Consider the following 22627-nt stretch of genomic DNA (forward strand, 5'->3'; position numbering starts at 1 on the left):
ATGGCACACAGTTCCGTTGGTTCCCACGACATCGCCGTCGTCGGCCAGGCGTTGCGGCTGCCGGGCGCCCGCACGAGCGACGAGTTCTGGGCGAACCTCGCGGAAGGGCGCTCGCTGATCAGCGAGGTGCCCGAGCAGCGCTGGCGCGCCGCCGACCACGCGGGCGACCCGCGCCGCGACGGCGACAAGACCAGCAGCGTCTGGGGCGGGTTCATCACCGACGCCGAGTGCTTCGACGCCGACTTCTTCCAGGTGTCCCCGCGCGAGGCCCGGCTGATGGACCCCCAGCAGCGGATGGCGCTGGAGCTGAGCTGGCACGCCGTCGAGGACGCCGGCTACCGCGCCGACCGGCTCGCCGGCTCGCGCACCGGCGTCTTCATGGGCGTGTGCCACTGGGACTACGCCGAGCTGATCGAGCAGGAGCTCGACACGATCGACGCGTACTACCCGACCGGCGCGGCGTACGCGGTGATCGCCAACCGCGTCTCGCACCACTTCGACTTCCGCGGCCCGAGCGTCGTCAACGACACCGCCTGCGCGAGCTCCCTGGTGTCGGTGCAGCAGGCGGTGCAGGCGCTGACGTCGGGCGACTGCGACCAGGCGCTCGCCGGCGGCGTCAACCTGATCTGGTCGCCGCGGCACTTCATCGCGTTCAGCAAGGCGGGCATGCTCTCCCCGGCCGGCCGCGCCAAGGCGTTCGACGCCGGCGCGAACGGCTACGTGCGCGGTGAGGGCGGCGGCGTCCTGCTGCTGAAGCGCGCCGAGGACGCGCTTCGCGACGGCGACGCCGTGCACGCGATCATCAAGGGCGTCGGCACCAACCACGGCGGCCGGACCAGCTCGCTGACGGTGACCAACCCGGACGCGCAGGCGCGGCTGATCGCCGACACCTACCGCCGTGCCGGGATCGAGCCGGCGTCGGTGAGCTACGTCGAGGCGCACGGCACGGGCACGCCCGTCGGTGATCCGATCGAGGTACGCGGCCTGAAGAAAGCGTTTGCGGAACTGGGCGACACGAGTTCCGGCCAGCACTGCGGCATCGGCTCGGTCAAGACGAACATCGGGCACCTCGAAGGCGCCGCGGGCGTCGCCGGGATCCTCAAGGTGATCGCCGCGATGCGGCACCGGGCCCTGCCCGCGACGGTCGGCTTCGAACGGCTGAACCCGCTGATCACGCTGACGGGCAGCCCGTTCCGCGTCGTCGACGAGCTGTCGGAGTGGACGGCGCCCGACGGCTCGCCGTTGCGGGCCGGGGTCAGTTCGTTCGGCTTCGCCGGGACGAACGCCCACGCGCTGCTGGAGTCGCCGTCCCCGGTCGAGCCGTCCGGACCGTCCGAAGAGGACGAATGGCTGCCGGTGTCGGCGATGGACGACGAGCGGCTGCGCGAGACGTGCGCCGGACTCGCGGTGTGGGCCCGGACCCGGCTGGCGTCGGGTGACGTCATAGCGGTCGCCGACATCGCCCACACCCTCCGGCACGGCCGGGTGCCGATGCCCGCGCGTGTGGTGTTCCGCGCCCGCGACCTCGATACCTGGGCGGGGCAGCTGGAGAGCGTCGCGGCGGGTTCGTCGCCGGACGACTGCGTGGCCGGTGGTTCGGCCGCCGAGCTGACCGGCGGCCTCGACGAGGCCGACGTGACCGAGCTGGCGGCCGCCTGGCTCGCCCAGGGCCGCTTGGAGAAGTTCGCCCGCGCCTGGGCGCACGGCCTGCCGGTCGACTGGTCGGCGTGGCCCGCGACCGGCCGCCGGGTGCACCTGCCGGGCTACGCCTTCGCGCGCACGCCGTTCTGGTTCCGCCCGCTGGAAGCGGGTCACCCGTCGCTGGGCGAAGGCGTCGAGGAGGACGGCGGGTGGACGTACCCGCTGACGTTCCACGCCGGGCAGGACGTCATCCGCGACCACGTGGTCAACGGGGTTCCGGTCGTGCCGGGCGTGGCCGTCCTCGGGCTGGTCCTGGCCGCTTCGCCGGTCGAGGTCCCCAGCGTGCGCAACGTGGGCTGGATCCGTCCGCTGACGGTGCCGGGTCCTCGCCTGGACGTCCGGCTGCGGCTGGTGCCCGCCGGCGACGGCTTCGACTTCGCGGTGCTCGACGAGGCGGGGGAGCGGTACGTCTCCGGCCGCCTCGTCCCGGGGACCCCCGGCGGCTCTGCTGCCGGTGACCTGGCCGCCCGGTTCCCCGCGGACCTGGCCGTCGACGGCGGTTACTCGGCGTTGCGCGCGAGCGGCGTCGAGCACGGCCCGGCACTGCGCGGCCTCGAGTCGGTGTCCCGTGGTGCCGATGGCGTTCTGGCCCGGATCCGGGTACCGGCCCAGGCGGCGCCGGGCTGGCTGCTGCACCCCGTGGTGCTGGACAGCGCCCTGCAGGCGGTCCTGGCGCTGGGGTCTTCGGACTGGCGCACCCCGGCGGCGGCCAGCGTGCCGTTCGCGCTGACGGAGCTGACGCTGCTCGGCCCGGTCGGCCGCGTCACGCAAGCGGTCCTGCGCGGCACGGAGTCCAAAGTGGACGTCGACTTGTACGGCGAGGACGGCGTGTTGTGCGCCCGCCTCCGCGGCTACACGCCCCGCTCCCTGGCCGCCTCGACGGCCCCCGCCGCTCCGGCTCATTCGGTCGCTCCGGCCGCCGAAAGCGACCTCATCGAGGTGCGCCAGGCGTGGCACCCCGCGCAGGCGGTCGAGACCGGCCGGACAGGACCGCTCGTAGTGCTCAGCGCACTGCTCGCCGACAGCCCCGAAACGGCGCAGCGCCTGGACGCGGAGATCCTCCCGCTGACCGGTGCCACGTCGTCCCGCACCGGCGCGCTAGTCGCCGCCGAGGCCGCGCAAGCCGCGTTCGACTCCTGCTACCAGCACCTCCGCGACCTCTTGGACCGGCCCGGCAGCGCCACCCGGACCGTGCTCGTCGTCGCGCCCGGCTCGCCCGATGATCCCGTGTACGCCCCGCTCGGCGCGGTCCTGAAGTCGCTGCACAAGGAGAACCCCGCCGTTCGCGGCAAGCTCGTGCTCGTCGACGGGCCCGCCGATGACGCGCGGTTCGAAACGATCGTCCGCACCGAAGCCGCCACCTCCGACATCGAGGTCGCTTACGACCGCGCCGGCCGGCGGCTGGTGCGGGAAACCGTCGAACTGGCCGCCACCGACGGCGAATCGCTGCTGCGCGAGCAAGGCGTCTACTGGATCACCGGCGGCGCGGGCGGCGTCGGGACACTGCTCGCCGATCACCTGCGCGAACGCTACAACGCGACCGTCGTGCTCAGCGGCCGCCGCGCGCGGCCCGAACTGCCCGGCTACCACCAGGTCGACGTCACCGACGCCGCCGACGTGCGCCGGGCCGCCGCGGCGATCAACGACCGGCACGGCCGGATCGACGGCGTCTTCCACGCCGCCGGCGTCCTCGCCGACGGCTACCTCGTCGCCACGCCACTCGAAGCCACCGCGCCGGTGCTCGCGCCCAAGCTCGCCGGGACCGCGCACCTCGACGCCGTCTGCCGCGAGCACGGTGCCGGCTTCCTGGCCCTCTTCGGCTCGGTCGCCGGCGCCTTCGGCAGCGCGGCCCAGACGGCCTACGGCGCGGCGAACGCCTTCCTCGACGCCTTCGCCGCCCGAGCCGACGGCTACGCGGTCCGCGTCGTCGACTGGCCGTTGTGGGCCGAGGGCGGCATGAGCGTCGACAAAGCGACCGAGGCGTACCTGCGGAAGACGACCGGCACCGTCCCGCTGCCGACCGCCGCCGGGCTGGCCGCGCTGGACCGCGCGCTGCAGGTCGACGCCCCGCCGCAGCGCGCCGTCCTCCACGGTGAAGCCGGCAAGCTCCGCCGGTACGCGGGCCTGACCCGCGAAAAGCCCGTCACCAAGCGGGCGACGACGTCGAAGGTGGACGACCGCACCCTGACCGCGAAGACCGAGGACCACCTCCGCCGGCTCTTCGCCGAGCTGACCGGCCGCGAACCGGACCACATCCGGGCCGATCAGAAGCTGGAGCGCTACGGCATCGACTCGCTCATCGTCGTCGACGTCACCAGCCGCCTCGAAGACGACTTCGGCTCGCTGCCCAAGACGCTCTTCTTCGAGTACGTCGACCTCCGCGGCGTCGCCGGCTACCTGATCAGCGAGCACCGCGACCGCCTCCAGGAGATGTTCGGCACCCCGGAGACCTCGGAGACGGAGACCCCGGTGGTCGTCGAAACGTCCGAGGCACCGGCGCCCGCGCGCATCATCGAACGACCCCGCGAAGACACCCACGACATCGCGGTGATCGGCATGGCCGGCCGTTACCCGGGCGCCGACACCCTGGCCGAGTTCTGGGACCTGCTCAGCGAAGGACGGCACAGCTTCGAACCCGTCCCGGCCGACCGCTGGCGCCACAGCGACCTCTACTTCGACGAGCGCGACGTCCCCGGCAAGACCGTCGTGAAGGCCGGGACGTTCCTGCGGGACATCGACGCCTTCGACCCCCGCTACTTCTCGATCTCCCAGCGGCAAGCCGAACTGCTGTCCCCGGAAGTCCGGCTGCTGCTGCAGTCGGGCGTCACCGCACTGGAGGACGCCGGCTACTCCCGCGAGACGATCCAGCGCCGCTACGAGGGTGACGTCGGCGTGCTCGTCGGCTCGATGAACAACAGCTACTCGCTCTACGGCTTCGAAAACCTGCTCACCCGGGGCACCACCACCAGCGGCAGCGAGCTCGGCGTCTTCGCCAACATGCTCTCCTACTTCTACGGCTTCACCGGCCCGTCGATGTTCCTCGACACGATGTGCGCGTCGTCGTCGACCTGCGTGCACCAGGCCGTGCGGATGCTGCGCGCGGGCGACTGCCGGATGGCCGTCGTCGGCGGCGTCAACCTGATGCTGCACCCCTACGACCTGATCGCGACGTCGCAGGCGCACTTCACCAGCAAGTCCGCCGACCTCCTGCGCAGCTACGGCATCGGCACCGACGGCACCGTCCTCGGCGAAGGCGTCGGGATGGTCGTCCTCAAGCCGCTCTCGGCCGCGGTCACCGACGGCGACCACGTCTACGGCGTCATCCGCGGCAGCGGCATGACCAACGCGGGCGTGCGCAACGGCTTCACCGTGCCCAGCCCGGCCCAGCAGGGCCGCGCGATCGAGAAGGCCCTGGACGACGCGGGCGTCGACGCCCGCACGATCAGCTACCTCGAAGGCCACGGCTCGGCGACGTCGCTGGGCGACCCGATCGAGATCCGCGGCGCGACGAGCGCGTTCCGCCGCGACACCGCCGATCGCGGGTTCTGCGCGCTGGGCTCGGTCAAGTCGAACGTCGCGCACCTGCTGTCCGGCTCGGGGATCGCCGGTCTGACGAAGGTGCTGCTGCAGCTGAAGCACCGCACGATCGTCGAGTCGCTGCACTCGGAGACGCTCAGCCCGGCGATCGACTTCGCCGACACGCCGTTCGTCGTCCAGCGTGAGCGCGCGGAGTGGCCGCGTCCGGTCCTGAACGGACAGCCGGTGCCGCGCCGCGCGGGCGTCACGTCGATCGGCGCCGGCGGCGCGAACGTGCACCTCGTCGTCGAGGAGCACGACGGCGTGGCCACGGTGCCGGACACGGGCCGGCCGCGGCTGCTGGTGTTCTCCGCGACCACCCCGCAGGCCTTGGGGCGGGTGCTCCGCGACGTGCACGCCTACGTCCGCGCCGAGCGCCCCGGCCTGGACGCGCTCGCGTTCACCCTGCAGACGGGCAAGAACGAGCTGCCGTGCCGCCTCGCGTTCGTCGTCGAGGACGCCGAGGACGCGGAGACCCGCCTCGCCGAACTGTCCGAAGTGGACTGGAGCGGCACCGCGCCGGCGGGCGTCCGGTTCACCCCCAGCACGATGGGCGTGTCCGAGACCCCGGACCCGGACGTCGTGACGCGCGCGCTCGCCGACGCCGACCTGCCGGTGCTGGCCGAAGCCTGGGCCGCCGGCGCGGACGTCGACTGGGACGTCCTCTGGCCCGCGCGTCCGGCCAAGCTGTCGCTGCCCGCGTACCCGTTCGACAAGGTGCGCTGCTGGTACCCGGCCTTCGACGACGCGCCGAGCGTGCTGAACCCGCTCGCCTTCGCGCGGCGGGAACACCCGTGGGTCGGGGTGAACCGATCCGACCTGAGCGGTATCCGCTACCGGCTCGCGCTGCGCGGCGACGAACTCCTCGACTACACGTACTCGGTCCGGCGCGACCGCCGGTACGCCACCGTCGCGCTGCTGGACGGCGTGCTCGCCTTCGCCGAGGTGGCCGGTCTCGACGGCGAGTGGGCCGTCCGTGACGCACACTGGGGCGAGCTGCCCGCGCCGTCGGCCGAAGAGCAGCTCGACTGGCGGCTGGGCACCGGACACCGCGTGGAACTCCGCACTTCGGCCGGGGCGCCGGTGTTCGGCGCCGACCTCGTCCCCGCCCCGGAACCCGAGGACGAGGCCCCGGTGACCGCGCCTCTTTCGCTTGACCAGGACGCCTTCTACGCGCGGCTCGCCGAACTCGGTGTCGATCCCCGGCCGTACGCGAAGGCGGTCGAGGGGGTCGCCGAGATCGACGGCCGGCTGCTGGTGCGCGTCGCCGAGCCCGCGACCTGCCAGGACCCGGGGAAGCGGCGGGTCCGCGTCCCGGCCTGGGTGTTCGCCGGGCTCGTCCAGGGCGTGCAGCACCTGTCCGCCGACGCCGACGTCACCATCCGGCGCCTCGGCTCGCTGACCGGCCGGAACCTCGACCGCACCCGCGCGGTGCTGCTGGAGCGCACCGGGGACGCCGTCTTCGACGTCCGCCTGCTCGACGAGGACGGCCACGTACTGGGCCGCCTCACCGGCGCCGACTTCGGCACCGGCGCGGACGCCCCGGCCGCCGGCCGGCCGGGCCTGACCGGCACGGTCCGGCAGACCGTCGCCGAGCTGCTCAAGGCGGACCCGGCCGACATCGACCTCGACACGCACTTCCCGGCGTTCGGCTTCGAGTCGATCACGCTCGCCGCTCTGGCCACGGAGCTGGGCGGCCGGCTCGGGATCGACCTGCGCCCGTCGGTGTTCTTCGAGTTCCCCAACATCCGCGGTCTCGTCGAGGCGCTGGCCGAGCAGGTCGAGGAGCCGGCGGTGTTCACGGCCGCCGCGCCCGCCACGACGACGCCCGCCCCGGCTGCCCCGCCCGCCCCAGCCGCCTCGCCGGTCGCGGCCGAGCCCGGCGATGCCGTGGCGATCATCGGGATCGCGGGACGTTTCCCCGGCGCCGACGACCCCGACACCTTCTGGGAGCGGCTGCGCGCAGGTACCGACCTGGTCTCGCACTACCCGGGTGACCGCTTCGACGACCGCTACGCCGAAGTCGTCGCCAACGCGGACTTCCCGAAGTTCGCCGGCCTCCTCGACGGCGTCGACCGGTTCGACGCGGACTTCTTCGCCGTCTCACGGCTGGAAGCCGAGCTGATGGACCCGCAGCAGCGCCTCGCACTGGAAACCGTCTGGACCGCTCTCGAAGACGGCGGCTACCCGCCGGTCCGGCTGCCAGGCGACACCGGCGTCTTCCTCGGCGTCTCCGGCCACGACTACCACCACCTGCTCAACGCCGGCGGCGTCGCGCCCGAGGGTTACACCGCCACCGGCAACTCGCACGCCGTGCTCGCCAACCGCGTCTCGTTCCTGCTCGACGTCCACGGCCCGAGCGAGCCGATCGACACCGCCTGCTCCAGCTCGCTCGTCGCCGTGCACCGCGCGGTGGAGAGCCTGCGGTCCGGACGCTGCGGGATGGCCATCGCGGGGGGCGTGAACCTCCTGCTGAGCGTGGACACGTTCGCCGCGACGCAGACCGCCGGGATGCTCAGCCCCGACGGCCGCTGCAAGACCTTCTCGGCCGGGGCCGACGGTTACGTCCGTTCGGAAGGCGCCGCGGCTGTCCTGCTGAAGCCGCTGTCCGCCGCACTGCGCGACGGCGACGTCGTCCACGGCGTGCTCCTCGGCAGCGCGGAGAACCACGGCGGCCGTGCCGCGTCGCTCACGGCGCCGAACGCCGCCGCGCAGGCCGCGGTCGTCCAGGCGGCGATGCGGGGCGTCGACCCCGACAGCGTCGGTTACGTCGAGGCGCACGGCACCGGCACCGCGCTGGGCGACCCCGTCGAGGTCGACGCCCTCACCCGGGCCTACCGGAACCTCGGGGCCTCGCCCGGCCGGACCCGCGCCCTGGGCTCGGTGAAGGCGAACATGGGCCACGCGGAAGCGGCGGCCGGCCTGGCGGGCCTGCTGAAGGTGCTTCAGCAGATGCGGCACCGCGAGCTGCTGCCCGTGCTGCACTGCGCCGAGCTGAACCCGCACCTCGCGCCCGAGGGCTTCGAGGTGGTGCGCGAGCTGCGCCGCTGGGAACCGGTGACCGACGGCGCCGGGCAGGAACTGCCGCTGCGCGCCGGGGTCAGCAGCTTCGGCTTCGGCGGCGTCAACGCGCACGTCGTCGTGGAGGAACCGCCTTCGCGCCCGCAGCCGGCTCCCGAGTCCGGTCCCCAGGCGATCGTGGTGTCCGCCCGGGACGCCGACCGGTTGCGGGAACGCGTGGTTGCCCTGCGCGATTTCGTGGTCAGCCACGACCCCTCCCTGGCGGACCTGGCCTTCACGCTGCAGGTGGGCCGGGAGGAGATGGAACACCGGCTGGGCTTCGCCGCCTCGAGCGTCGAAGAGGTCGTCGCCGGGTTCGACGCGTTCCTCGCCGGACGGCCCGGGCCGCACACCGGCACCCTGCGCCGGGCGCGTGGGGCCGCGGTGCGCCGGGACCGCACGGCGGACCCGGAGGTGACGGGCGCCGACCTCGACCGCGTCACCGCGTTGTGGTGCGAAGGCCGGACGGTCGTCTGGGAGGACCTGCACCCGGCCGGACGCCGGATCCTGCGACTGCCGACCTACCCGTTCGCGCGTGAGCGCTACTGGGTGCCCGAGGCGGCCGCGCCGCCCGTCGCCTTCGACGTCGACGCGCGCGCCGCGTTGCTGGAAGCCGTGCTGGCCGACCAGGAGAGCCCCGATGTGCTCGATACCCCGCGTCTCGTGACGGGAGCGACCTCATGACCCTGCGCGTGCCCACCTGGCGCCGCGAACCGGCCGGCCCGACCACGCTGCCCGCCGGCGTGCGACGGCTCGTCATGACGTGCGACCTGCCCGGTCGGCTGCCGGGTGTGTCGTTCGCCGCCGTGGAGACCGGCGGTGACGACGCCGGGACCGCGTACGAGCGGGCGTCGATCCGGCTGTTCGGCGAGCTGAAACGGCTGCTGTCCACAGGGGACGGACGACCGTGCGTCGTCCAGGTCGCCTGCCGCGCGGGGTCGGTGTTCCCGGGCCTGATCGGGCTGCTGCGCACCGCCGCCCAGGAGGAGCCGGCGCTGCGGGTGCAGCTGGTCGAGTTCAGCGGCGAGCCGGCGGACCTCGATGCCGCGCTTTCCGGCCCGGGGGAGCACGTGCGGTTCACCGCCGAGGGCCGCTTCGTCGCGGACTGGGAGTCCGTCGCGCCGGGTACCGGACGCGCCTGGAAGCCCGGTGGGGTCTACCTGATGACCGGCGGCGCGGGCGGCATCGGCCGGCTGCTCGCCGCGGACCTCCCGCCGGACGCCACGCTGGTCCGATGTGGACGGTCGCCGGCCGGGCCGGGGGAGTACCGCGAGGTGGACGTCACGGACGCGGCCGCGGTGCGCGCGCTGGTCCAGGAGGTCGTGCGGACGTACGGGCGGCTCGACGGCGTCCTCCACGCGGCGGGCGTGCTGCGTGACGGCTACTTGATCCAAGGCTCCTACCAGGACTTCCAGGCGGTGCTGGCGCCGAAGGTCGCGGGCCTGGTCGCCCTGGACGAGGCGACACGCGACCTGCCGCTGGACTTCTTCGCGGCGTTCTCCGCGGCGGCCGGGACGCTCGGCAACGCGGGCCAGGCCGGCTACGCGGCGGCCAACGGCTTCCTCGACGCCTACCTCGCGCAGCGCAGCGGGCCCGGCGTCGGCGTCTCGCTGGGCTGGCCGCTGTGGCGCGACGGCGGAATGCGCGTGCCGCAGGAGGAACTGCCCGAGCTGGCCGAACGCTTCGGCCCACCGCTGGAGACCGGGGCCGCGCTCACCGCCCTGCACGGAGCGCTCGCGCTCGGTGCCGCCCACGTCGTGATCACCGGGGAAGGGAACCACATGACCGGCCAGGACGACCTCCGAGCCCGCGTCCTCACGCGGCTGAAGGACCTGATCGCCGAGACGATGCGCCTCGACGCGACCCGCCTGGACGCCGAAGCGCCACTGGACGGCTACGGCATCGACTCCCTCACGGTGACCCGGTTGAACCGCCGCTTCACCGAGTGGTTCGGCGCGCTGCCGAAGACGCTGCTGTACCAGTACCCGACCCTCGCGGCGCTGGCCGGCCACCTGGCGGAGCGCCACCCGGAGGGCTGCACCCGCTGGCTCGACGACGCCCCCGCGCCCACCGCCCCCGCCGCCGCCGCCGCCCCCGCCCCCGCGCCCACCGCCGCCGCGCCCACCGCCCCGGCGAGCGAGACCGGCGAACGGGTTCCGGCGGGTGCCCTGCCGCGGCTTGTCGTGAGTGGTAATGCGGGTTCTAACCCTCATTACCACTCACGACCGGCCGCCGGCGAACCCATCGCCGTCATCGGGATCAGCGGCCGTTATCCGGACGCCCCCACGCTCGACGCCTTCTGGCAGAACCTCCGCGCGGGCCGCGACAGCGTCCGCGAGATCGAGCGCTGGCCCCTCGACGGCTTCTTCCAGCCCGACCAGCAGCGCGCCGTCGAAGAGGGCGCCAGCTACAGCAAGTGGGGCGGCTTCCTCGACGGCTTCGCCCGCTTCGACGCGGCCTTCTTCGGCATCGCCCCGCGCGACGCCGCCGACATCGACCCCCAGGAACGGCTCTTCCTCGAAACCGTCTGGTCCGCGCTCGAAGACGCCGCCTACACCCGGGAGCGGCTCGCCGACCAGCACCAGGGCCGCGTCGGCGTCTTCGCCGGCGTCACCAAGACCGGCTTCGACCGCAACCACCCGCCCGCCGTGAGCGGGCCCCGCCGCGCACCGCGGACGTCGTTCGCCTCCCTCGCCAACCGCGTCTCCTACCTGCTGGACCTGCGCGGCCCGAGCCTGCCCGTCGACACGATGTGCTCGGCCTCGCTCACCGCGATCCACCAGGCCTGCGAGCAGCTGCGCCACGGCGCGTGCGAGCTCGCCATCGCCGGCGGCGTGAACCTGTACCTGCACCCGTCGACCTACGTCGAGCTGTCCCGCGCGCGGATGCTCGCCGCCGACGGCCGCTGCCGCAGCTTCGGCGACGGCGGCGAGGGCTTCGTCCCCGGCGAGGGCGTCGGCGCGGTCCTGCTCAAGCCCCTGGCCGCGGCCGAAGCGGACGGCGACCCGATCCACGCCGTCATCGTCGGCTCGGCCGTCAACCACGGCGGCCGCACCAACGGCTACACCGTCCCGAACCCGCGTGCGCAGGCCGCCGTGGTCCGCGAGGCCCTCGACAACGCCGGGCTGACGTCGGCCGACGTCGGCTACGTCGAGGCCCACGGCACCGGCACCCGCCTCGGCGACCCCGTCGAGGTCGACGGCCTGACCCAGGCTTTCGCGGACACCCCGGCGGACTGCGCGCTCGGCTCGGTCAAGTCCAACATCGGCCACCTGGAGGCGGCGGCCGGCATCGCCGGGCTGACCAAGGTGGTGCTGCAGCTGGAACACGGCGAGCTGGCGCCCACCCTGCACGCCGAGCGGACCAACCCGGACATCGACTTCGCCGCGACGCCGTTCACGCTGACCCGCGAAGGCGGCGCCTGGCCCTCGACCGGCCGCCGCGTCGCCGGGATCTCCTCGTTCGGCGCGGGTGGCGCGAACGCGCACGTGCTCGTCGCCGAGTACCAGCGCGCCGCGACGCCGACGCCGCCGCGCCACCCGGTGCTGCTCCCGCTGTCCGCGCGGACCGACGCCGACCTGCGCGCCCGCGCCGCCGCCCTGGCCGCCTGGCTCGACACGCGGGAGACGCCGGATCTCGCCGCCATCGCGGCGACGCTCCAGACCGGCCGCGAGGCCATGGACGAGCGTCTCTGCTTCGTGGCGCGCAGCGCGGCGGAGTGGCGCGAGCAGCTGGGCGCGTACCTGTCCGAGGTCGCCGACGGACCGTGGTGGCGCGGAAAGGTCCAGGCGAGCAAGGAAACCCTGGCCGCGCTGACCCGCAAGCCCGAGGTGCGCGCGCTCGTCGGGAAGTGGGTCGCCGACGGCGCCTGGGGCGAGCTGGCCGCGTTCTGGACCAAGGGCACGCCCCTCGACTGGTCCGAAGTGGACGGTTCGTCGACCCGGGTGCACCTGCCCGGCTACCCCTTCGCCGGGCCGGAGTTCTGGTTCGAGCCCACCGAGGTGGCGACTCCGCGCGAGGAGCACGCCGACGCGCAAGACGTCCTGCTGGCCGAACTCGCGGACATCCTGCAGATGCCGGCGGCCGACATCGAGCGGCACCGGCCCTTCGCCGACTACGGCCTCGACTCGATCCTCGGCGTCAGCCTCGTGCACCGGCTCAACGAGGCCCTCGGCACCGACCTCGACACCACGGACCTGTTCGACCACGGCACGGCCGACCGTCTCGGCGCGTTCCTGGCCGGCGCCCGGCCCGTGTCCAAGCCCGCCGCCTCCGCGAAGGCCGACGACGCGATCGCCATCGTCGGCCTGGCCGCGCGCTACGGCGACGCGGAAACGCCCGAGGCGCTGTGGGCGCACCTCACCGCGGGCTCCGACCTCGTCGAGCCCGTCACGCGCTGGCCCCTGGCCGGCGACGTCGCCTGCCGCACCGGCAGCTTCCTGCGCGACATCGACCACTTCGACCCGGCCTTCTTCGGCATCTCCGGCGTCGAGGCGACGGCGATGGACCCGCAGCAGCGGATCTTCCTCGAACAGTGCTGGAACGCCCTCGAAGACGCCGGCTACACGGGGGAGCGACGGCTCGGCGGCCGCACCGGCGTGTACGTCGGGTGCTACGCCGGGGACTACGGCGAGCACCTCGACCGGACGGCCCCGGCGCAGGCGCTGTGGGGCACGATGGGCTCGGTCGTCGCGTCGCGGATCGCGTACCTGCTCGACTTCACCGGCCCGGCGCTCACCGTCGACACGTCGTGCTCCAGCTCGCTCGTCGCGCTGGACCTGGCCTGCCGTGACCTGAAGGCGGGCACGGCCGACGTCGCGATCGCCGGCGGCGTGTTCGTGCAGACGACACCGCGGCTGTACGGGTCGGCGACGCGCGCCGGCATGCTCTCGCCGTCGGGCCGCTGCCGCAGCTTCGACGTCGGTGCCGACGGGTTCGTCCCGGGCGAAGGCGCGGGCGCGCTCGTGCTCAAGCGGCTGGCCGACGCCGAACGCGACGGCGACCACATCCACGCGATCGTGCGCGCGTCGGGCGTCAACCAGGACGGCACGACCAACGGCATCACCGCTCCGAGCGCGGCCTCCCAGGAACGGCTGCTGCGTGAAGTCCACGCGGGTCTCGACGGTGTCCAGCTCGTCGAGGCGCACGGCACCGGCACCCAGCTGGGCGACCCGATCGAGTTCCGCGCGCTGTCCCGCGTGTTCGCCGACGCGTCGCCGGGCAGCATCGCGCTCGGCTCGATCAAGACGAACATCGGGCACACCCAGTTCGCCGCGGGCGTCGCCGGTGTGGTGAAAGCGGTGCTGTCCCTGCGCCACCGGACGATCCCGGCGTCCCTGCACTTCGACGCGGCCAACGCGCGGATTCCCTTGACGGGCAGCGCTTTCACGATCCCGACCGCTACGGCGTCGTGGCCTGCGCCTGCGCACGGCCCGCGACGGGCGGCGGTCAGTTCCTTCGGCGCGAGCGGCACCAACGCCCACGTCGTGCTCGAGGAGTACCCGCGGACGCCGTCCGCCGACGTGCCGGGGGAGCAGGCGTTCCTGCTGTCCGCGCGCTCGCCGGAGGCTCTCCGATCGGTGGCCGAACGGCTCGTCGCGCACCTGGAGCGTGAGACGGGCCTGGCCGCGGCGGAGCTGGCGTACAGCCTCGCCGCCGGCCGTGCCGTCCTGCCGCACCGGCTCGCGGTCGTCGCCGACGGGACCGCGGCGCTCGCGGACCGCCTGCGCGCGTGGCTGTCCGGCACGGCCACCGACGTGCTCACCGGCGAGGTCCCCGCCGACGCCCAGCCGGACGCGGTGAGCCCGTCGACGGCCCGCGACCTGGCGGGAGCCTTCGTCCGCGGGGCGATCGCCCAGGTCGCCGAGGCCTTCCCGGCAGCCGCGCGCCGCGTGGTCCCGGCGCCGACGTACCCGTACGAGCGTCAGAGCTACTGGCCGGCGGCCGTTCCGTCCGAGGGTCTGCCGCGGCTTGTCGTGAGTGGTAATGCGGGTTCTAACCCTCATTACCACTCACGACCCCCAGCGGACCTCACGTCCTCCGCGTACCGGGTCCGGCTCACCGGGGAGGAGTTCTTCCTCGCCGACCACCACGTCAACGGCCAGGCCGTCCTGCCCGCAGTCCTCTCCCTGGAGTTCGCGCGGCGCGCCGTGACCCCGGGCACCGCGTTCGCCCCGGCCGGCCTGCGTGATCTCGTCTGGAGCGCGCCCTTCCCGGTGGACGCCACCGGCGCCGACCTGACCGTCGAGCGCGAAGGTGCCGCCTTCCGCATCCGGCGTGACGCGACCGACGTCCACGCCCAGGGCCGGTACACCGAGCCGGAAACCGCTGACACCGTGCCGCTCGACGCGGTGCGCGAGCGGTGCACCGCCCGGTCGCTCACCGCGGCGCAGTGCCGCGCGGCGCTCGACGCCGTCGGCATCCGCCACGGCGCCCGGCTGCGGGCCCTGGACCGGCTCGCCATCGGCGACGGCGAGGTACTGGCCAAGCTCGTCGTGCCCACCGCCGCCCGCGGCGCGGACCTCGCCGTGCACCCGGCGCTGCTCGACAGCGCTGTGCAGGCGGTCGTCGGCTTGTTCGGCGACCCGGCCGGTGCGCTGGCCGAACGCGACGGCCGGCCCGCGCTGCCGTTCGCGGTCGACGCCGTCGACATCCTGACGCCCACCGCCGAGACGATGTGGGCGCACGTCCGCCGCGCCACCGACAGCACCGAAGTGACCACAGTGGACATCGACGTCTGCGACGACGCCGGCCGCGTCGCGGTCCGCCTGCGAGGGCTGGCCTTCCGCCGCGTCGCCGAGACATCGTCGCCGCGCACGGCGCTGCTCGCCCCGGTGTGGGACGCGGTGTCCGATGCCGGAGAGCCCGCGGCCGGCTCCCGCCCGGTCCTCGCCGGCGGCGACGCGGCCGAGCGGGCGGCGTTCCTGGCCGCGTTCCCCGGCGCCACCCTGCTCGACGGAGAACTCCCCGCTGACGTCGACCACGTCTTCTGGCTGCCGTCCGGCGACGGCGTCCTGAGCGTCTTCCGGCTGGTCAAGGCCCTCCTCGACGGCGGTGCGGACGGCCGCGAGATCGGCTTCACCGCGGTCACCCGGCAGGCGTGCCGGGTGCCGGGCGACCGGACCCTCGACGCCGTGCACGCCGGCGTGCACGGCCTGCTCGGGTCCGTCGCGAAGGAGTACCCGCACTGGCAGGTGCGGATCGTCGACGTCGCCGCGGACGAGCCGGTGCCGTGGGACGCGGTGGCGAACCCGCCAGCCGGCCCGTACGGCGTCGTCGCCGCCCGGCGGCACGGCGAGTGGTTCCGGCCGCGGCTCCTGGAGGTCGCCGACACGCCGTCCGACACGCCGTCGGCACCCGGCGGGGTCGTCGTCGCGATCGGCGGCGCGGGCGGCATCGGCACCGTGTGGACCGAGCACCTGCTGCGCCGCCACGGCACCCAGGTCGTCTGGGTCGGCCGCCGTCCGCTCGACGCGGAGATCGCCGCGAACCAGGAACGGCTCGCCGCGTTCGGGCCGAAGCCGGACTACGTCCGCGCCGACGCGTCCGATGTGGACGATCTGCGCCGGGCCCGCGCGACGATCGTCGAGCGGCACGGGCCAGTGCACGCGGTGCTGCACACCGCGATCGTGCTGGGCGACCAGAGCGTGGCGCGGATGACCGAGGAGCGCTTCCGCACGACCTACGCGGCCAAGGCGGACATCGCCGTCAACCTGGCCGAGGTCTTCGCGGACCAGCCCCTGGAGTTCGTCGCGTTCTTCTCGTCGATGCAGGCGTTCTTCACCGCGCCCGGCCAGGCCAACTACGCGGCGGGCTGCACGTTCGCCGACGCGTACGCCGACCAGCTCGGCGAGCGGCTCGGCTGCCCGGTGAAGGTGATGAACTGGGGTTACTGGGGTGGCGTCGGCATCGTCGCCGAAGACGGCTACCGGCAGCGGATGGCGCGCCTCGGCCTCGGCTCGATCGAGCCGGCGGAGGGCATGGCCGCGTTCGACCGCCTGCTGACCTCGCCGTTCGACCGGCTGGCGCTGCTGAAGGCCGCCGACGCCCGCAGCATCGCCGCGTTCTACGAGGACAGCGCCCTGAGGGCGTTGCCCGCCGGGTCTTCCGCCCCGGTCGCCGACCTGCTCGCGGCGCGACCCGACCGGAGTGCCGACATCGAGCGCGTGCGTGTCGCCGCCGACGGGCACGGGCGGTCGATGGAGGCCGCGCTCGTCCGGCTCACCTGGGCGCTCCTGCGCGAGCTGGGCCTGTTCGCCCGCCCGGGCACGGCCGCCGAGCTGCTCGCGGCCGGCGGGATCGAGCCGCGGTACGAACGCTGGCTGTCGCACACCCTCGACGTCTTCGTCCGCACCGGCCTGCTGCGCTCGGCCGACGGCCGCTACGAAGCCGTTGCCCCGTCGCCGGTGGACCTCGCCGAGGCGTGGCGCCGCTGGGACGCCGACCGGGCGCCGTGGCTGGCGAGCGAGGGCAAGCGTCCGCAGGCGGTGCTGGTCGACACGACCGTGCGCGCCCTGCCCGACATCCTGACCGGCCGCCGTCCCGCGACCGACGTCATGTTCCCGAAGTCCTCCCTCGAACTGGTCGAGGCCGTCTACCGGAACAACCCGGTGGCGGACTACTTCAACGACGTCCTCGCGGACACGCTGGTCGAGCACGTCCGCGCCCGGGTGGCGGCGGATCCCGCGGCGCGGCTGCGGATCCTGGAGATCGGCGCGGGTACCGGCGGCACGAGCGCGGTCCTGTTCCGGCGGCTGGCGCCGTGGCGGGACAACATCGAAACGTATTGCTACACCGACCTTTCCAAGGCGTTCCTGCTGCACGCGCGCCGGGCTTACGGCGACATCGCGCCGTACCTGGACCCGCGGATCGTCGACATCGAGAAGCCCTTGGACGAGGGGTTCGGCGGCTTCGACGTCGCGGTCGCGACGAACGTGCTGCACGCGACGCGCAACATCCGCGCCACGCTGACCAACACGAAGGCCGCCTTGCGCGCGAACGGCGTCCTGCTGCTGAACGAGCTGAGCGACAACGTGTTCTTCAGCCACCTCACGTTCGGCCTGCTGGACGGCTGGTGGCGCTACGACGACCCGGCGCTGCGCATCTCCGGCTCGCCCGGCCTGACCCCGCGCGACTGGGTGCGGGCCCTGACGGAGACGGGCTTCCGGCCGGCGTTCATCGCCGCGGAAGGTGCCGACGACCTGGGCCAGCAGGTGTTCGTGGCCGAGAGCGACGGTGTGGTCCGGCAGCCGGTCCCGGCTGGTGGGCCCGCCTTCTCGCAGGTCGCCGACGAACCCGTCCCGGTCGCCGTCACGCCTGCTCCTGCTCCCGCTCCTGTCACGGCGAGCCCGGATCGGGAGACCGACCTGCTGGAGCGGGCGCGTGACCACTTCCGTGCGCTCGTCGCGGACGTGCTGCAGCTGCCGGTCGCCTCGGTGCGCGCCGACGTGACGTTCGACCGGTACGGCATCGACTCGATCCTCGTGGTCCAGCTGACCGAAGCGGTGCGCAAGGACCTCGACAACGTCGGCAGCACGCTGTTCTTCGAGGTCCGCACGATCGACGGGCTCGCTCGCCACTTCGCCGAGACCCAGCCGGAGGCGCTCGCCGCGCTGGTCGGCTTCGCCGCGGCGCAGGAGCCCGAGGTGCCGGAAGCCGCCGTCACGCGGGTCGTGGAATCCGCGCCCGCTCCGGCCGTCGAATCCGTGCCCCCGGCCCGTGCGGACGAAGAGATCCCCATCGCCATCATCGGGATGGCCGGGCGCTACCCGGGCGCGCGGGACCTCACCGAGTTCTGGACCAACCTCCTTGCCGGCACCGACTCCGTCACCGAGATCCCCGGCGACCGCTGGGACCACGACCGCTACTACGACCCGCGCCGCGGCGCCCCCGGCAAGACCTACGCCAAGTGGGGCGGCTTCCTCGACGGCGTCGACGAGTTCGACCCCTTGTTCTTCGGCATCTCGCCGGGCGCCGCGTCCACAATGGACCCTCAGGAACGGCTGTTCCTCGAGTCCGCCTACGAAACGCTGCAGGACGCCGGGCACACGCGTGACTCGCTGCGGGCCGCCGCTCGGGCGCGTGTCGGCGAAGACGCGGGTGACGTCGGGGTGTTCGCCGGGGCGATGTACACCGAGTACCAGCTCTACGGCGCCGAACAAGCGGTGCGCGGGGAACCGGTCGTGGTGCCGGGGAGTCTCGCGTCGATCGCGAACCGCGTCTCGTACTTCTTCGACGCGAGCGGCCCGAGCATCGCCGTCGACACCATGTGCGCCTCCGCGCTGTCCGCGATCCACCTCGCCTGCGCCGCGCTGCGGCGCGGGGAGTGCGGTGCGGCGCTGGCCGGCGGCGTCAACCTGTCGCTGCACCCGAGCAAGTACCTGATGATCGGGCAGACCCAGTTCGCCGCGAGCGACGGCCGGTGCCGCAGCTTCGGCGAAGGCGGCGACGGCTATGTGCCCGGCGAGGGCGTCGGCACCGTGCTGCTGCGCCCGCTCGCCGACGCGGAGGCCGACGGCGACCGCATCCTCGGCGTCATCCGGGGCAGCGCCGTCAACCACGGCGGCCACACCCACGGCTTCACCGTGCCGAACCCGCGAGCGCAGGGCGCGGTGATCCGGCAGGTCTACCGGAAGTCCGGGGTGGACCCGCGGCGCGTCGGCTACGTCGAGGCGCACGGCACCGGCACGCCGCTCGGCGACCCGATCGAGATCGCCGGCCTGACGTCGGCGTTCGGCGAGTTCACCGACGCCCGGCAGTTCTGCGCGCTCGGCTCGGTCAAGTCGAACATCGGCCACCTGGAAGCGGCGGCCGGGATCGCCGGGCTGAGCAAGGTGCTGCTGCAGATGCGGCACGGCACGTTCGCGCCGTCGCTGCACGCCGGGCAGGTCAACCCGGAGATCGACTTCAGCGCCACGCCGTTCGTGCTGCAGCGCGACGCCGCGCCGTGGCCCCGCGACGGCGGTGTGCCGCGTGCCGGGGTGGTCTCGGCGTTCGGCGCCGGCGGCGCCAACGCCCACCTGCTCGTGGAGGAGTACATCGTGCCCGAACGCGCGCAAGAACCGGCCGCGGCGCAGGCCGTGGTGCTGTCGGCGCTGGACGAGGACCGGCTGCGCGAGTCCGCGGCCCGCCTGCGCGACGACCTGAGCACACGGACCGACGCCGACCTGGCCGGCATCGCCTACACCCTCCAGGTCGGCCGCGAGCCGATGCCGGCCCGCTTCGCCACGGTGGCCGGCTCGACCGAGGCACTGGCGGCCGCACTCGACGCCTACGTCCGCGGTGCGGAGCTGCCCCCGGACACGTTCGCGGGCACGGGGCTGTCGGGCACGCTGGCGGCACTGGCCGCGGACGACGACTTCCAGGAGACCCTGGTCCGCTGGGGCGCGCGCGGCAAGCTGGCCCCGCTCGCCGAGGCCTGGGCAAGCGGCGTCGAGGTGGACTGGTCCCGCCTGCACACCGGCGGCCCGCGCCCGCGCCGGGTGGGCTTGCCGGCGTACCCGTTCGCCCGGGAGCGGTACTGGTACACGGATGTGGTGCCGGGGAGCCAGAAGCGCGCCGGCGCCGCGCCCGGTGGCTCGACGACGGTTGCGGCATCGGCCGGGTCCGCGAGTTCCGCGAAGCAGACTGAGCCCGGTGCCCCCGCGGCGGTTGCGACCCAAGCCGCGTTTCCCTCGCCTGTCGCAGCTGAGGTGCCGGTTCTGCCTGCGGCCACGGCGCCGGCAAGGCCGACCGCGCCTGCGGTGACCTCGGTTCCCGCGGTGCGCGAAGCTACCGCACCCGTGCCCGCCGCTGCGGCACCTGTCTCCGGTGCCGACCTTCCCGCCGGGGACCTCACCGTCTGCCCGGTCTGGGAGCCGCACCGGCCCGCCGAGGTCTCCTCCGGCGGCGCCGTGCTCGCGATCGGGCTGTCCGCCGCCGACGTCGAGGCGATCCGGGCCGCCGGGACCGAAGTGCTCACCGAGGACGACGGCGTGATCGGCCGGGTCGTCGTGGAGGTCCCGACCCGGACCCGCACCACCGCGGCCGAGCGCGTCGAAGAACACCGTACGGCGACCCGGCAGCTGTTCCGCGTCCTCAACCAGCTGCAAGCCCGCCACGGTGACCGCGACTTCGAGCTGACCCTCGTCACCCACGACGCCTTCACCCGGGACCCGGCCCAGGCCGGCCTGCACGGGCTCGTCGGCGGGCTCGCCAAGGAGCAGCCGCGGTGGCGCGTCAGGGCCGTCGACCTCGCGGCGGGCGAGCCGTTCCCGGCGGCGGAGGTGTTCGGGCTGCCCGCCGACCGCCGCGCCCATCCCTTCCGGCGCACCGGTGGCCAGTGGCTGCGTCGCCGGCTCGTGCCGGTCGAGCAGGCCGCCACGACCGCCGCGTTCCGCCGCGGCGGGGTATACGTCCTCACCGGTGGCGCCGGGGACCTCGGCGTCGTGCTCAGCGAGTATCTCGCCCGCACCTACGACGCCCGGCCCGTCTGGGTCGGCCGCCGTCCCGAGGACGACGGGATCCGCGCTCGCCGCCAGGGGAGCAACGCGGAGTACCTGCAGGCCGACGTCGCCGATCCGGCCGAGCTGCGCGACGTCCGTGCCGAAGTCCTCCGTCGCCACGGCCGGATCGACGGCGTCGTCCACCTGGCCATGACGTTCAGCCACACCCCGCTGGCGCAGCTGAGCGAGCCGGCTCTCGAAGCGACGCTCAAGTCCAAAGTGGACCCGTGCGTGCACTTCGCCGACGTCTTCGCCGGGGACGACCTCGACTTCGTGCTGCTGGTGTCGTCGCTGGTCAGCTTCATCCGCAACGCCGAGCAGGCGCACTACGCCGCGGCCTGCGCCTACGTGGACGCGGCCGCCGACGGCCTGCGCGACGCCCTCGGCTGCCGCGTGAAGACCGTCAACTGGGGCTACTGGGGCAACGTCACCGACGACCTCCTCGACGGCATGGCCGCCCTCGGCCTCGCCCCGATCGAGCCCGCGGCCGCGATGGCCGCCGTCGAGGGGCTGCTCGCCGGGCCGCTCGACCAGATCGGGTTCCTGCGGCTCGGCCGGCCGCTGCCGGTCGAAGGGGTGCTCACCGGCGAGACCGCCGTGGTGCGGCTCCCGGCGGCAGCGACGCCGGCCGAACCGATCACGCCGGAGCTGCCCGCCGCGCTCGCCACCTACCAGGCCGGCCCGGTGCCCGCCGAGATCGACGCCGCCCTGGCCCGCTGGGTCGCCGCCGAGCTGCGGGAGGCCGGGCTCACCGGCGCCGGCGAGCGGTTCGCCGCCTGGCTGCCGCCGATGCTGCGGGTGCTCACCGGCCACGGCCTGATCGACGCCGGCCAGTGGATCCCGGGACCGGACGCCGCGACCTGCCGCGCCGCGTGGCAGCGTGACGCGGAACGCTGGGCCGCGGCCAACCCCGACCTGCGCACGCCCCTCGACCTGCTCGGCCGGACCGTCCCCGCCCTGCCCGCCGTGCTGCGCGGCGACGTCCTCGCCACCGACGTCCTCTTCCCCAACGGCTCCTTCGCGCTGGTCGAGGGCGTCTACCGGGACAACCGCGTCGCCGATCACTTCAACGCCGTGCTGGCCGAACACGTCGCCGGCTTCCTGCGGGCGCGCCTCGCCGCCGAGCCCGGCGCGCGGCTGCGCGTCCTCGAGGTCGGCGCGGGCACCGGCGGCACCACACGGGTGGTCCTCGACCGGCTCACCCGTGCCGGGCTGCCGCTCGCCGAGTACTGCTTCACCGACGTCTCGCGCGCGTTCCTGCACCGCGCCGAAGACGCCTTCGACCACGACTTCCTGACCTACCAGGTCTTCGACGTCGCCGAGCCGCCGCACGGGCAGGGCCTCGACACCGGCGAGTTCGACGTCGTCATCGCGGCCAACGTCCTGCACACCACCGCCGACGTCCGCGCGACGCTGCGCAGCGTGAAGGCCCTGCTGCGCGGCAACGGGCTGCTGGCGCTCAACGAGATCAGCGGCTTCTACCTCGTCAACCACCTGACGTTCGGCCTGCTCGACGGCTGGTGGACGCACACCGACGCCGAGCTGCGCGTGCCCGGCAGCCCGGCGCTGTCCCCGGCCGGCTGGGCCGCGGTGCTGGCGCAGGAGGGCTTCACCGGCGTCACGAACCCGGCGTCCGACGCCGAGCCGCTCGGGCAGCAGATCGTCGTCGCCCACAGCGACGGCGTCGCCCGCGGGCCGCGCGTGATCGAGGCACCTGCGCCGACGGAAGAACCGGCGCCCGTAGGGGAAACCACGTCGATCGCCGCCGTGGTCCTCGAGAAGCTCGCCGACGCGCTGCGGATGGCCGA

Annotated in this window: 2 protein-coding genes (1 of these 2 only partly in view); both read left to right on the plus strand. The window is 74.1% G+C overall.

The genetic code is table 11. The annotated features are described in order from the left end of the window. Positions 1–9021, plus strand: a complete 9021-nt coding sequence (locus tag OG570_RS28885) for an SDR family NAD(P)-dependent oxidoreductase (RefSeq protein WP_326952296.1) — start codon at positions 1–3, stop codon at positions 9019–9021. Beyond that, positions 9018–22627, plus strand: partial view of an SDR family NAD(P)-dependent oxidoreductase gene (locus OG570_RS28890; protein WP_326952297.1) — the 5' portion only. Its footprint extends 8983 nt past the window's final position; only the first 13610 of its 22593 coding nucleotides appear in the window; it begins with the start codon at positions 9018–9020; its stop codon lies off the right edge, out of view. The genes OG570_RS28885 and OG570_RS28890 overlap by 4 nt, the downstream gene beginning before the upstream one ends.

The sequence above is a fragment of the Amycolatopsis sp. NBC_01286 genome (assembly GCF_035982555.1).
Classification (GTDB): domain Bacteria; phylum Actinomycetota; class Actinomycetes; order Mycobacteriales; family Pseudonocardiaceae; genus Amycolatopsis.

Excerpts from the sequence above, each read along its gene's own strand:
- OG570_RS28885 (WP_326952296.1), top strand. The coding sequence starts at position 1 with ATGGCACACAGTTCCGTTGGTTCCCACGACATCGCCGTCGTCGGCCAG.